The organism is Desulfobacteraceae bacterium, from assembly GCA_022340425.1.
Classification (GTDB): domain Bacteria; phylum Desulfobacterota; class Desulfobacteria; order Desulfobacterales; family JAABRJ01; genus JAABRJ01.
Genome location: JAJDNY010000094.1, coordinates 27,794 through 41,487, shown reverse-complemented (window position 1 = coordinate 41,487; position 13,694 = coordinate 27,794). Strand labels below are relative to the sequence as shown.

The window sequence follows — 13,694 nt, the reverse complement described above, 5'->3', positions numbered from 1 at the left end:
AAGAAGTTGAAAGATCCTCGGCGGACTCTTAGGCCATTTCTCGAACGGGTTAAAATACTGGGGGACCGGCTGGGGCCTCTTCTTTTTCAGCTGCCACCGAGATGGCATTTCAATGCTGGCCGTTTGCGGGATTTTCTCGAGGTCCTGCCCAGAGGGTATCGATACTCTTTCGAATTTCGGGACCCGAGCTGGTTGAACCCGGAGGCCTGCGGTTTGTTGCGGGATCACAGGGTGGCCTTCTGCATTTATGAATTTTCCGGCCGGCTTTCTCCCAAGGAAGTTTCCGCAGAATTTGTCTACGTTCGACTGCACGGCCCTAAAGGCGCTTATCAGGGGAAATACGACCCGCACAGCTTGGCTGGCTGGGCCGGGGCCATCTCGACCTGGGTTGATCAGGGCAAGGAGGTGTTCTGCTACTTTGACAACGATGAAGCGGGGTATGCCGTTCAAAACGCCTTGAGTTTGCAGCGGATGCTGTCTTAGGAGCCTTTGATGACGGTTGAAGATGCCGTTATTGCCGGATTTTACGGCGGGACAGCCGGCCCTCTGGAAAAAGAAGGGGTAATCAATTCGCGACCAGGAGCTACCGCTGTCAGGGTCAAAATTTGAAATATGCTCACGGCATACCACTCCAGACTTTCCACCATCTTCGCAGTTTTGGAGATTTGTTTCACGTGTGCTTTAATGGAATCGGAGACATCTCCTTGGTCAAAGCCTTTGTGCGCAAGGCCTGCCGAAGGTCTTCTTTCACGTATCAGGCAGCGGCCAGATCACCCGGCAACGGCGCCCGGCAAATCTATTTTCGCGGGGCAAACTTTTTCTAAATTTTACCGCACGGGATGACCCTATTTGGGCTAGCCAAGGCTTCCGGGCGCCCAAAAAGCGAGTCCATCTGATCGACTTTCAATGGTCGGTCCATTTGCCATTTTGCCGCTGGGAGGGGTCTGAAGCGCGTTTATCCACATTCCATATCCATAGGGTGAACAAGGGGGGCTTATGAAATGGCTGGGATGGTATTTTAAAATCAACTTGCTGATCCGCATTCTCCTTGGCCTGGTCCTGGGAGCGGTCGCCGGCCTGGTGTTCGGACCGGGCATCGTCTGGGTGAGCCCCTTCGGCGACATCTTCGTCCGCTTGCTCAAGATGATCGTGATGCCGGTGGTGATGTTCACCCTGATTGTCGGGGCGGCCAGTATCCATCCCGCGCGACTGGGGCGGGTGGGCGTCAAAGCGCTGGTGATTTACACGATCACCACGGCCTTTGCGGTGGCGCTGGGGTTGATCATGGGCAATATCTTCCAGCCGGGTAAAGGGCTGCAGCTTGCCGGGACAGCCAGTGCGTTCGGCAAGGAACTGACGCAACCTTCCCTGCTTGACACGCTGATCAACGTAGTTCCGGTGAACCCCTTCAGTGCCTTTGCGACCGGGGAAATTCTGCCGACGATTTTCTTTTGTATCATCTTTGGAATCGGCCTGGCGTTTCTTCGCGAAAGCGGGGAGGAGCGCGTCCGGGAGGCCGCCAATACCGTGTTCAGGTTTTTTGAGGGTTGCGGCGAGATCATGTACAAGGTGGTTCACTGGATCTTGCAGTATGCGCCCATCGGCGTATTCGCTCTGATCGCGGTTGTCTTCGGCAAACAGGGGGCGGAAGCCTTCGGCCCCCTGGGCATGGTGACATTGGCTGTCTATGTTGCCTTTGCCCTTCATTACCTGCTGATCTACGGCGCCTTGCTGGCGATCTTTCGTGTCAGCCCCAGACTGTTTTTTGCAAAAGCCAGAGAGGCCACGATTACAGCCTTCGTGACGCGCAGCAGCGGCGGCACGCTGCCGGTGAGCCTGGATGTCGCTCAAAACGAGATGGGTGTCTCCAAAGGGGTTTTTTCATTCACCCTGCCGCTGGGCGCCACCATCAATATGGACGGCACGGCCATTTACCAGGGCGTCTGCGCCATTTTCGTCGGTTTTGCCATCGGCTCTCCGTTGACCATCAGCCAGCAGATGACGGTCATCATGACGGCCGTGCTGGCCTCCATCGGCACCGCCGGCGTGCCCGGGGCCGGCGCCATTATGCTGCTGATGGTGCTCAATTCAGTCGGCTTGAAGGTCGAGCCGGGAACATCGGTGGCCATGGCCTATGCCATGATTTTCGGCATCGATGCGCTCCTGGACATGGGGCGAACCGCCGTCAATGTCACCGGGGACCTCGCGGTCACCTGCGCCGTGGCGAAGAGCGAAGGGGAATTGGATTCAACTTACTGGGAAAAGGAGGCCCCCCAAACAGCGGCCGCCGAGAGCTCGGGATAAGCTGAAACATTGGGGTGCCGAAAAAAAGGCGCCATGGTCCGGCGGTTGGAAACCCTCTGCCGCCACCCCAAATGCCCCAAACGTCGTGCGACCGGGGTTGCGGAAACCGCACAGCCGGGGAGTTTGCACATCCGAGAGAACCTGTCACTTACCGAAAAGGGGGACCCATGCCAGAATCAGCATCCATTTTAAAAAACATCGTCTTGTTCAAGGACTTGTCGGAAGCCGAACTGGATCTTCTGGCGCAGAAAGTCACCCGCAGAACCTATCCGTTGGGAGCTTACCTCTTTCACGCCGGCACAACACGCACGGAAATGTTCGTCATCCAGGCGGGGGAGGTGGAAATCCTGAGGGGAATCGGGGATGTTCAAAGAACGGTGGCGCGGATCGGTGAGGGCAACTTTGTGGGCGAAGGCGCCATGCTGGATGAAGACGAGCATACCAATACCTGCCGGGCCGTGGTGGACAGCCGCGTCTTGGCGCTGGAGCGCCAGGCGGTCGAAGAGATCCTGAAACAGAACCCGGAAATGGCGGGCAAAATCCTATCCCAGGTCGCCCGGGTCATGGCCTACCGGTTGAAGTATGCGAGTTTTGGATACCGGGGGGCAGCGATAGCGGCACCGGCCGGGGGCAAACAGCGCCTGGAACACGATCTGCTCGGTGAGCGGGAGGTGCCGGCCGATGCTTACTTTGGTGTCCAGACTCTCAGGGCCCTTGAGAACTATGACATCACCGGCATCCCGCTGTCGCATTTCCCCAACTTCGTCAAAGCCCTGGCGATGGTCAAAAAAGCGGCCGCCAAAGCCAATCAAAAGCTGGGAGACCTGGACAAAGAGGTGGGGGAGGCCATCTGCAAGGCCTGTGATGAAATCATTGCCGGCAATCTGCACGGCCAATTCGTCGTTGACATGATCCAGGGCGGCGCGGGCACCTCCACCAACATGAACGCCAACGAGGTCATCGCCAACCGGGCCCTGGAAATCCTCGGCCGCTCCAGGGGCGAATACGATATCATTCACCCCAACAATCATGTGAACAAATCGCAGTCCACGAACGACGCCTACCCCACGGCGATTCGGTTGGCCATCCTGCTCAGTTACAGCGAGCTCACCGACGCCCTGGCGGATCTGGCCTACGAACTGAAGCAGAAATCGGTGGAATTCTCGGATGTGATCAAAATGGGGCGCACGCAGCTCCAGGATGCCGTTCCCATGACCCTCGGGCAGGAATTCGAAGGCTTCCGGGTGACGGTCAAGGAGGACATCCAGCGGATCAACGTCGTGGTCCAGCTGTTCCGGGAGATCAACCTGGGGGCCACGGCCATCGGTACCGGCATCACGGCCAAACCGGAGTACTCCAGCCTGGCCATCGAGGAGCTCTCGCGGATCGCCAAATTCGAGCTGGTCCAAGCCGAAAACCTGATGGAGGCGACCTCCGACATGGGCGCCTTTGTCATGTTCTCGAGCGTGCTCAAACGGATTGCCGTCAAGATATCCAAAATCTGCAACGACCTGCGGCTGCTCAGCAGCGGCCCCCGGGCGGGGCTGAACGAAATCAACCTGCCCCCTATGGCGCCGGGGTCCTCCATCATGCCGGGCAAGGTCAACCCGGTGATCCCCGAGGTGGTCAATCAGGTGGCCTTTCAGGTCATTGGAAACGATTTGACCGTCACGCTGGCGGCCGAGGCCGGTCAGCTGCAGCTCAACGTCATGGAGCCGGTGCTCGCATTCAACTGTTTTCAATCGCTGAGGATGCTGATCCAGGCCGTCAACACCCTGACCCACCGCTGCATCAAGGGCATCACGGCCAACCGTGAGCGCTGCCGCGATTACGTGGCCAACAGCATCGGGATCGTCACGGCGCTGGTGCCCCACATCGGCTACGAAAACGCCACCCGGATCGCCAAAAAAGCGCTGGAGACAAATAAGAGCGTCATGGATCTGGTCCTGGAGGAAAACCTTCTGAACCAAAGCCAACTGGAAGACATTCTCTCTCCCCAGAAAATGACCCGGCCGCGGATTTAATCCGCGAAAAGTTGCGGATGAAAGGGACCGTAAAAAACCCCGGGCAGGACCACCCACAAGCTTGGGGCCATCCGCCTGAGTTCCTCCAAACCCCATACCAAACGATGGAGGCCTAACATGAAAGGGGTATTCATAATTTTACTGGCAATCCCATGGCTGGCGCTCACCCAGGCAAACGCCGGAGAAATCGAGCGCATCAAGGCCAAGGGTGAAATCGTGATCTCCGTCAACAAAGGCTACCCGCCTTTCTGTGTGGTCGGCGAAGATGACATCTTCGGGCTGGATGTCGATTTGGCCCGGCTGATCGCCGATCACCTGGGGGTCAAGGCAAGGTTTGTCATGCCGGATCAGTTCAAGGATCAAATTCCAAAACTGTTGGCCGGCGAATCGGACATCATCATCGCCGCTATGACCCGAACCGTTGAACGCGGCCTGCAGGTCGCCTTCACGGACCCGTATTTCGAGGTCAGTCAGGCGGCCCTGGTCGAAAAAGAGATGGTCGCGCCGGTGGCCAGCTCCTATTTCGAACTGGTGGACATTCCGGGGATCCGCATCGGGGTCAAAGCCGACACCACCATCGAAAACTTTGCGCGCGAGCTCTTTCCGGCCGAGGCCATCAAAACCTTTCCCGATCACCCGGAGGCGGTCGCGGCCCTGGTCAAGGGGGAAGTGGACGCCACGGTCCATGATTCGCCCTTTGTTCAAATTTGGTCCCGTACCCACCCGGAGATGTCCGCGCGCATCAAGCCGCTGCTGGCGCCGGTAACCCGGGAGGATTACGGGTTTGCGGTGCGCAAGGGGGACCCCGATTTTCTGGGCTGGCTGAACCTTTTCATCAGCCAGGTCAAAAATGATGGCACCATGGATTTGCTGGAGTACCGCTATTTTGTGGACATGCAGTGGGCGGGCCTGAAACCGACCCGGGAGGCGCGGGTCACCCGGGCCCAGTTGCTGCGCAACAAATTCGTCGCCCGCAAGCAGGCGCTGCTGGAGCAAAAACGCACCGAGGAGAAACTGAGATCTGGCGATGCCTATGAATAGGGCGCGCGGGCCGTGCGCCCGCCTTCAGATGAAGACCAGTGCAAGCGCCAATAGCGAAAGCCGCGAGAGCCCATAGCACACCATCACCCTTCAATTTTTACAGAGGAGGCGACATGAGCTTGGGGTTGCAGTCTTTTCTGGCCGTGCTGCCCATCTTGACGGCGGCCGTTCTGCTGGTCGGTTTCCGCTGGCCCGCAAAATGGGCCATGCCCATCTGCTACGCGGTGGCCGTGATTATCTCCTTTCTCTTCTGGCAGGTGGACTTGGTGCGCATCCTCGCCTCGACCATCCAGGGGCTTTTTATCACCGCCGACATTTTGTTCATCATCTTCGGAGCGATTTTACTGCTCAACACCCTCAAACATTCAGGTGCGATCTCCGCTATCCGCAACGGCTTCACCCGGATCAGCCCGGACCGTCGGATACAGGTGGTGCTGACCGCCTGGCTTTTCGGCGCCTTTATCGAAGGCGCGTCGGGATTCGGCACCCCGGCGGCCATCGCTGCGCCCCTGATGGTGGCTATCGGTTTCCCGGCCTTGGGCGCGGTCATGATCGGCATGATGATCCAAAGCACCCCTGTGACCTTCGGAGCGGTCGGAACCCCCATTCTGATCGGTGTCAAGGGGGGTTTGGAAAGCCCCCAACTTACCGCACTGCTGGGCCAAGCGGGCCTGGACTTCAGCCACTACCTGCAGCTGATCACGGCCGCTTCGGCCACCCTGCACGCCATTGCCGGCACCTTGATCCCGACCTTCATGGTGGTCATGATGACCCGCTTTTTCGGCAAGAACAAATCCTGGACCGAGGGCTTGTCCATTTTGCCATTTTCCCTCCTGGGCGGTCTGGCGTTCACCGTGCCCTACGCGCTGACGGGCATTTTTCTCGGGCCAGAATTCCCCAGCCTGATCGGCGCCCTGGTCGGCATGGCGATCATGACCGTCGCGGCCACCAAAGGATTTCTGGTGCCCAAGGACACCTGGGATTTCCCGCCCCGCGAAGAATGGAGCCCCGGTTGGACGAGCCGGATGGATATCAAACTCGACGCGCTGACGGCCAAAAAGCCCATGAACCTGGTCCGGGCCTGGATTCCCTACCTCCTGGTAGCCGTCGTTCTGGTGCTCACCCGCCTGCGCCAACTGCCCCTGGGCGATTGGCTCAAAAGCGTCAAATTCCCCTGGCCCGACATCCTCGGCACCGGAATCAGCGCCGCCTTCGTGCCCCTCTACCTGCCCGGCGCGATCCTCTGCTTCGTGGTCCTGCTCACCTATTTTCTCCATCGCATGAGCCCGGAGGAACTCGGGGCCGCCATCAGGGAATCCAGCAGCATTCTGCTGGGGGCCGGTTTCGTGCTGATCTTCACAATTCCCATGGTGCGGGTGTACATCAATTCGGGTATCAACGCCGCCGGCTACTCCAGCATGCCCCTGGCGATGGCCGAATGGGTGGCCGCCAATGTGGGCAAGGTCTGGCCCTTTTTCGCGCCGTTCATCGGCGGCCTGGGCGCCTTTATCGCCGGCAGCAACACCATCAGCAACCTCATGTTCAGCCTCTTCCAGCACGGGGTGGCCCAAAATCTGGCCATCTCTGGCGTGGTTGTGGTCTCGCTTCAGGCTGTGGGCGCGGCAGCGGGCAATATGTTCTGCATCCACAACGTGGTGGCGGCCTCCGCTACGGTCGGGCTGCTGGGCCAGGAGGGCAACACCCTGCGCCTGACCATCATCCCGACCCTCTATTACTGCACCCTGACGGGCATTCTCGGACTGCTGGCGATTTACCTGATGGGCTATCACGATCCCCTTAGCGCTTATCTGCTGACCCGATAGCGTCTGAATATTGGAAGAACCCGGCGGCCGGGGTTTCCTTCAGTGATCGCGGGAGTGAACAGATTCCCAAAAAGGCGCCGGATTGTGGTTCGTCACCCAGGCCCATCCCGCGACGCAATCGCGATATGGGCGCGGGATGCAAGGCCGGTGGCGGGCAAAAAGGCATGCGCGATGCAGCGTTATTTTTCACCGCTGCCCTTACCCCGTAAAGACAGAACCCCTGCCCCTGGTCGGTAAAATCCGCCTGGCGCGTGAGCCCCTATCTCGGCTTCGGCCCACCGCCCGGCGGATAGCCCCGCCTGCAGCGCCGGCCCCAGGCACAGCAGCGGCCTCCCACGCCCCCGCCGCCTTCCGCCCTTTTGCCTGATGCTTGCCATCAGTTGCCCAGATGGTATAATAAACAAATTTTAAGGGGCCGGTAAAAAGTTCCAAAACTGGATGATTTGGTAAAACCGCCAGGTTATGATGCGCCAATCTCCGAAAGGGAGGGGCGCTTATCCACGCCGCAGCGACTACGCAATACGGCCCAAGGCGGTAATCGGACTTTGCGGAGTCGCCTGTTTTAAAGGACCGTTGCTCGGCCACCGATCAGGGTGTTTTGAAACCGGTGTCCCATTGGGGCACCTAAAATCCCCAGCGGAGAGGACCACTTGAGGGAGGCCCCGACGATTGCCGGAGGCCGCCCGGAAAACAAACTTTATAAACGGCGCCCTCCAGTCGTGGTAAGCGCCCGAAAGCCCCCGGTCCCAAAAAATTCCCGGACGGAAGCCGCCAAGGGTGAGGCCTCCGGGGATGGTGCCACTGGGGGGTGGGGGCCGGCGCAAGCGGGGTCGCAAGTATCGAAAAAAAGGCCGCAGTCCTGACGGGGCGGCCCTTCGGGTATGGAAAGGTGAGCAAGATGGGCAAGCGACATCAGAATACCGAACGCTTTGTCGGGGTGGCGCGACTGTTCGACGCCGTCCAACTGAAGAGTTTTTTCCTGAACTACCTTTATTTCATCGTGGCCATCGAAATCCTCATTTTCCTGGTCAGCTTTGTGGGCAACATGGGGCCGGAAAAAGGCGCGTTTCCCTGGAAGCTCTATTTTTATTCCGCCTTCATCATCCCGGTGGCCTGCACGTTCCTGTTGGGCATCTTCATTCTGGCGTTCAACAAGTTTTTTTTCGGGATCAACCCGGCCGACGAGGAGATCGCCGGCAATCCGGTGAACGGCGAGGAATCGAAAAACCATTTCATGAAGCTGAGCGCCTATCTGAGCAACATGCGCCAGGTGCCACTGCTGCCGATCCTCTTTCTGATCGTCACCGGCTCGATGCTGCTCTTTAAGATGGATGACATTTTTCTTTTCATCATCAACGCCGGCGAAAGGGCCTTGAGCCATATCCTGATCGGCACCGCGGTGCTTCTGGGGGTCGCCGTCCTGCTCTGGCTGCTGTGGCTGTTTGTCAACTACCGCCTCAACCGCCAACAGATGCAATACGAGTACAAGTACAAAAACGATGTGATGGACAAACTGGGATTGCTAATTCTGGACGACAACACCGTCATCGACCGGAAGGGCAAAATCATCTCTGCGCCCGAGAGCCTTGTCTACGAGGGGCAGGAAACGGGCAAGGGGAACCTCAAGATCCTGCCGCCGTCCAATTAGGCCCCCTCTTACCCATGGGCCTGCCAACCTTTTCAAACCCGTATCCGTCGGCCCTGGACCGGTCTCCAGCGGGCACCGGCGGGGGACACTGGACGCCACTTAAAAGCCGCTCGGGGCTTGCGGTCAACAGCGTCGTGGGGGCTCTTTTCGGGGGCCTGGCGGCCCTGGTGCTGTTATTTCCCCTGGCAGCCCGGGCCGATCTTCCCGTTCAGCATGCGCGCTGGGCGATGGTGCTGGTGGGCGGAGTCTGCATCATCCTGATGATGGGAATCTACCTGCTCCTGGACCACTGGAAACGCCTGCGCTTCCAGAAGGGGGTGAGCAGCCCGATCTATTTTCACGCCTTGATGCAGCAGCACGTGCGGCGGGCCTGCGCGCCCCTGGAGAGGCGGCTTGAAGCCGCCCGGTCGGATCCTTACCCCCTGTTGCGGGAGATGCTGGGGGCCAAACTTCACAGCATCGTGATGCAGCACTGCAGGAACATGCTGGAGATTCTCAAAAGACTAAACCAGAGCGACTTTCGCAGTGCCAGCGACACCCAACTGGAACGCTTTTTCATGACGCCCGCGGAGTACGCGGAAACCCCCCAGCCAAAGGAGATTCAGCAGGTGGCGGCGATGGTGGCAAACGGGCACCCCCATTTGGCAGCCCAGTTGAAGCGTTTAAAAGCGGCCCACAAGAAGCTCAGCTGCGTGATGGGAGATTATTTGACCGCGGTCCCGCCAGCCCCCGCCGCCCTCCGCCACATCCGCATGACCATGCCTGCGGCCCCGCTCCAAAACGACACCACCCGGCGCATTCTCTTCGCCCTGACCCTGCTCCACTATCTGGAGGCCGAGTCCCAAGGCACGCTCAGCGAAAGCGACCGCACTCGCATGGAAACCCTCGCCCGCAGGCGGATCCCCAGGCTTCAGGGTGCGCTGGACTCCTACAAAGCGGCCTGGTCGCATCTGGCGGCAGCCTACCAGAATCCGCAGGGATCGGACAGCAGAGGCCTTGACACGGTGTGAGGGCCTCACCGCCAGGCGCCGTTTGAGCGCGCCGGGGCGGTTTTTTGGACCGCGCGCAGCCCGCCATGGCAGGCAGGAAAGAACATATGCCCGAAGAAAGACCCGAAATCGAGCTGCAGGGTGTTGCCACCCTCTTTAAGACCTCTGAAATGCGGAAATTTGTGATCCGTTACCTGTATGTGATCCTCTCGCTCGAAGTTTTCATTTTCCTCGTTTTTTTTCTGTGCCAGCTGCACCCGATCAATATCCCCTTCTCCTGGAAAAACTTTTTCATGGCCGCCCTGATCATGCCGATCGCCGCAACCTTTCTGACCGGCGTGTTCGTGACCGCCTTCAACTTTTTTTTCATGTCTGCCGGGGCTGCGGCACCCACGCCAGGGGCCGCGGCCGAAAATCCCCCGCACGCCCCGGAGGCCCCCTGGCATCAAAAGCTCCAAACCGCCATCGGCACCGTCCATCACCAGATGCCGTTTCTGCTGAGTCTGATGCTCCTGTGCGTGGTGGTTGTCGCCATCATGCACATCGACAGGTTTTTCGCCTTTTTGGCCGGCATCGGCGAAGCGGCCATCGGGTACCTCTTCTGGGGCGCTGCCGTTTTGCTGGGCGGGGCCACCCTGCTGGCGGTCGTGTTTCTGATTTCCCGCTACCGGCTGGAAAAAGACCGCCAACAGCAGGAGTTTCAATACCGGCGAGAAATGGCGCTGCGCATGGGGGTCATTATCACGGGCAAAAAACACGCGCTGCACGTCAGGGCAGAAGACCCGGGCAAAGGCGAGGGCGGCCAGAAGCTTCTCACCCACCACGGCCGGCCCGGCGAGGAACAGAGCTGAGGCGCCGGCCGCCGCTTCACCGTCTATCCCAAGCCAAGAGACTCCTCGTCTCAGGACGGCTCCCGGTCGCCGTGGGCCGGCATCTGTTTTTTCAAGATTTCCTCGTCGAAGTCCTCGATCGCCCGACCCCGCGCGACCAGCGCTTTGATGTTTTCAACCGCCTGGGCATAGTGCGCCATGACCGTCGCCAGTTCCTGGTGCACGGCATCGTCTTTTCCCAACTCATGGCCGATCCGATCCAGCAGGGCGGCCCCACCCGCGAGATGCTCCTCAATACCCTTCAGCGTTTTTTTTCGTTTCACATGGTTTTTGCGCACTTCGGCGATGACCGGCAGCAGCCGCCGCACCGAAAGTTCGATCAGCACATCGCGCGGGGCGTTGAAGCTGCTGGCAATCTCCTCCAGTGAAATCAGCGATCTGCGGCTGAGGACGAATGTCTTCTGGATGCGTCCGGCGGGGCTGAGACGGAAATTCGGCAGCTGCTCGGCAATCAGGCTCAGCGTCTGAATGTCCTCCATCAAGTGGTCGAACAGCGATTTCTGTTTAATCCCCATGTGCGCGGCAACGATGTGAATCGCGTTGATGCAACCCTCGGTCAGTTTAAAGGTCGCCCGAACCGATTGCCTGCCCCTGAGGTCATGCGAGAATGCCCGGGGCAGGCTTCTTTGCGCCGGTTTTTGCTGCCCGTTATCCTTTATCATAATCCCTCCCTCTCCCCTGAGAGACGGTTGCACGCATTGGCGCCGCCCGGGCCCCTTTACGGAGGGGCGAACCTTGCGGACCGGCCGCGGTGGCGGCTGCGTTGATGAGAATAAGTATATTACTTACAATAAATTTCGAAAAAAATAATTCAATATTTTTGTGTAAAAATTATATTGACAAAACTTATTTGGTTTTTATCGTTAGTCCATAATCAAACGCAAGCCAAAAACGGTCCTCAGCTGACCAGACAACAACACCCGCACCACTTATTAAAAGGAGGTAAAGGCCATGCTTTACAGACAATTGTTCGGACTGCCCACGTGGCGTGCCAGAGGCTCTTTCAGTGATCTGGAGCGCATGCGCCAGCAGATGGACCGGCTGATGGAGACACTGGCGCCGGAGACTTTTGCCGCCCGCCCGGCCGGGGTCTTTCCGCTGATCAACCTGACCGAAGACCGCGACAACTACCATCTGCGCGCGGAGCTCCCGGGGGTCAAAGCCGAAGATCTCGACATCCAGGTCCTGCGAAAGACGATTTCACTTACGGGCAAAAGGACGTTTACTGAGGAGGGTCAGGAGGTTCGCTACCACCGGCGGGAGCGCGAGGCAGGAACCTTTTCGCGGATGATCGGACTGCCCGGCGACATCGATCCGGAAAAAGTCAGCGCTACTCTTAAAAACGGCATTTTGACCGTGACAGTGGCCAAAGCCGAAGCGGCCAAACCCAGACAGATCACAGTGGCGTAACGTCCGATGCACTCGAAAGGAGGACTCAGCAATGGCGGACAGAGAATCCAAAGAAATCCAGGTCAAAGACAAGCAGGAAGTGACCTCTCCTGCCGAGCAGACACGGCCGGGGCTGGTTTTCACACCGGACGTGGATATCTTCGAAACCGAAACCACAATCACCATGTTGGCCGACCTGCCGGGGGTGCGCCCCGAGGATCTCAACATCGATCTGCGGGACAACACCCTGACCATTTCCGGGGAGATCTTTCCGGTGGAGGGCGGCGACGAGGAGGACATCCTGATCGAATATGAGACCGGCAAGTATTATCGTCAGTTCACCCTGTCGGAGGTCATCGCCCAGGATAAAATCGACGCCAAACTCACCAACGGCGTACTGCGGTTGACCTTGCCCAAGGTGGAAAAAGCAATGCCGCGCAAGATCACGGTGGCGGCGTAAGGCCACCCAAACGGAGAAGACCGGCAAACCGCCCTCCGCAGCGACGCGAAAGACGCCCCGGCCAGCCCTGCGCCGGGGCCTTTTTGCTTTTCAGACGATGCCGGCCTTTTGAGTGGATCTTTGGGGTATCAGATGCCCAGAGATTACTACGTCATACTGGGAATAACGCGCACGGCCAGCGCTGAGAACATCAAGCAGGCTTACCGGCGAATCGCCAAGCGCTTCCATCCCGACCGGGCACATTCCAAAGAGGCCTCCGAGCGGTTCCTGGAGGCCCGCGATGCCTACGAGATCCTGTCGGATAGCGCCAAACGTCGGGATTATGATGCCAGCCTGGAGCGTCAGGTGCAAACCCGGGTAATGCGCCCGCCCGATGGCCCGGTTGCAGAGGAGGTGGCCCCCCGCGGCGGGGGAGAATCACCGCTAAAAGGTATCCTGGATGCTTTTTTCCCGGGGGTATTCGAGCGGAATGAGGAAAGGATCCTGCAGCGGGATCCCCACATCGAAATAATTCTCTCCCCGCAGGAGGCCCTCCGGGGGGGGTCCTTCCCGGTTACCCTCCAGTTGACGGCGCCTTGTGAGCAGTGCGGCGGCCGCGGGAGGGACATTTTTTGGGAATGCTCGGCCTGCAGGGGGCGCGGCCAAGTCGCAATCAGAGAATCCTTCAGCCTGAGCCTGCCCCCCGGCATTCGTGACGGCACAACCGCCACCCTTTCCATGGCAGGGGTGGGATTCGGCGGTATGCGCCTGCATCTTAGAGTCCGGGTGGCCGGCATCCCCACCTGAATTCTGACCCCAGCCACCCCGGACCGCAGGACCCCCGCACGTCGCCCGCTGCACCCACCGGCCGGGGCGCCCACCAGCCTGGCAGCCGCTCAGAACATTTCTTGCGGGGGCCTCGGCGCCTGCCCCACCCGGATTCTGCGGCCATGGAAGGAGGCCGTCTGGCCTTTTCGAATTTTGCACCTGACGCGGTACTCCACGCTGCCGTCCACCAGGACCTGGCCGCCGGTGATCACCGACTTGGCCATTCCACCGCTATCGCAGAGCCCGGATGCCTTCAAAAGCTTGTTGAGTTCGATGTAGTCACTGGATATTTCAAATATTTCCAATACATTTCCATTAC

The 13,694-nt window shown here is 59.1% G+C and carries 13 protein-coding genes; 11 read left to right on the top strand and 2 right to left on the bottom strand.

Going from position 1 to position 13,694, the window contains the following annotated elements:
- The 8 genes from LJE63_08690 to LJE63_08655 form a co-directional block, all read left to right on the top strand.
- Positions 1-483 (top strand): DUF72 domain-containing protein (locus tag LJE63_08690; protein MCG6906689.1); only part of this gene is annotated, 483 nt, incomplete at its 5' end.
- 513 nt (positions 484-996) lie between these two features.
- A complete protein-coding gene (locus LJE63_08685; protein MCG6906688.1) occupies positions 997-2,304 on the top strand; it encodes a dicarboxylate/amino acid:cation symporter in 1,308 nt (435 codons plus the stop codon).
- A 167-nt stretch (positions 2,305-2,471) separates the two neighbouring features.
- Positions 2,472-4,328 (top strand): aspartate ammonia-lyase, encoded by a 1,857-nt coding sequence (gene aspA, locus LJE63_08680; GenBank protein ID MCG6906687.1) that lies wholly within the window; start codon positions 2,472-2,474, stop codon positions 4,326-4,328.
- A gap of 117 nt (positions 4,329-4,445) precedes the next feature.
- Positions 4,446-5,369, top strand: a complete 924-nt coding sequence (locus LJE63_08675; protein MCG6906686.1) for a transporter substrate-binding domain-containing protein — start codon at positions 4,446-4,448, stop codon at positions 5,367-5,369.
- A gap of 113 nt (positions 5,370-5,482) precedes the next feature.
- Complete coding sequence (locus tag LJE63_08670; protein ID MCG6906685.1) at positions 5,483-7,192, top strand: L-lactate permease; 1,710 nt, start codon at positions 5,483-5,485, stop codon at positions 7,190-7,192.
- 898 nt (positions 7,193-8,090) lie between these two features.
- Entirely contained in the window at positions 8,091-8,840 is a 750-nt protein-coding gene (locus LJE63_08665; GenBank protein ID MCG6906684.1) for a hypothetical protein, read from the top strand.
- Between the two features lie 14 nt (positions 8,841-8,854).
- A complete protein-coding gene (locus tag LJE63_08660) occupies positions 8,855-9,850 on the top strand; it encodes a hypothetical protein (GenBank protein ID MCG6906683.1) in 996 nt (331 codons plus the stop codon).
- Positions 9,851-9,936: 86 nt separating this feature from the next.
- Positions 9,937-10,680: a hypothetical protein gene (locus LJE63_08655; protein ID MCG6906682.1), complete on the top strand. Its 744-nt coding sequence runs from the start codon at positions 9,937-9,939 to the stop codon at positions 10,678-10,680.
- 50 nt (positions 10,681-10,730) lie between these two features.
- On the opposite strand, the gene LJE63_08650 is transcribed toward LJE63_08655, so the two are convergent.
- Positions 10,731-11,381 (bottom strand): hypothetical protein, encoded by a 651-nt coding sequence (locus tag LJE63_08650; protein MCG6906681.1) that lies wholly within the window; start codon positions 11,379-11,381, stop codon positions 10,731-10,733.
- A gap of 289 nt (positions 11,382-11,670) precedes the next feature.
- On the opposite strand from LJE63_08650, the gene LJE63_08645 reads away from it, so the two are divergent.
- From LJE63_08645 to LJE63_08635, 3 genes are all read left to right on the top strand, one after another.
- A complete protein-coding gene (locus tag LJE63_08645; GenBank protein ID MCG6906680.1) occupies positions 11,671-12,129 on the top strand; it encodes an Hsp20/alpha crystallin family protein in 459 nt (152 codons plus the stop codon).
- A 31-nt stretch (positions 12,130-12,160) separates the two neighbouring features.
- Positions 12,161-12,568 carry an Hsp20/alpha crystallin family protein gene (locus LJE63_08640; GenBank protein ID MCG6906679.1) on the top strand — a complete coding sequence of 136 codons (408 nt, stop codon included), beginning with the start codon at positions 12,161-12,163 and terminating at the stop codon, positions 12,566-12,568.
- Positions 12,569-12,700: 132 nt separating this feature from the next.
- A complete protein-coding gene (locus tag LJE63_08635; GenBank protein MCG6906678.1) occupies positions 12,701-13,354 on the top strand; it encodes a DnaJ domain-containing protein in 654 nt (217 codons plus the stop codon).
- A gap of 89 nt (positions 13,355-13,443) precedes the next feature.
- Here LJE63_08635 and LJE63_08630 read toward each other — a convergent pair whose 3' ends face one another.
- The gene (locus LJE63_08630) at positions 13,444-13,680 is read right to left on the bottom strand and encodes an RNA-binding S4 domain-containing protein (protein MCG6906677.1); all 237 of its coding nucleotides are present in this window, start codon (positions 13,678-13,680) and stop codon (positions 13,444-13,446) included.
- Positions 13,681-13,694 lie beyond the last annotated feature (14 nt).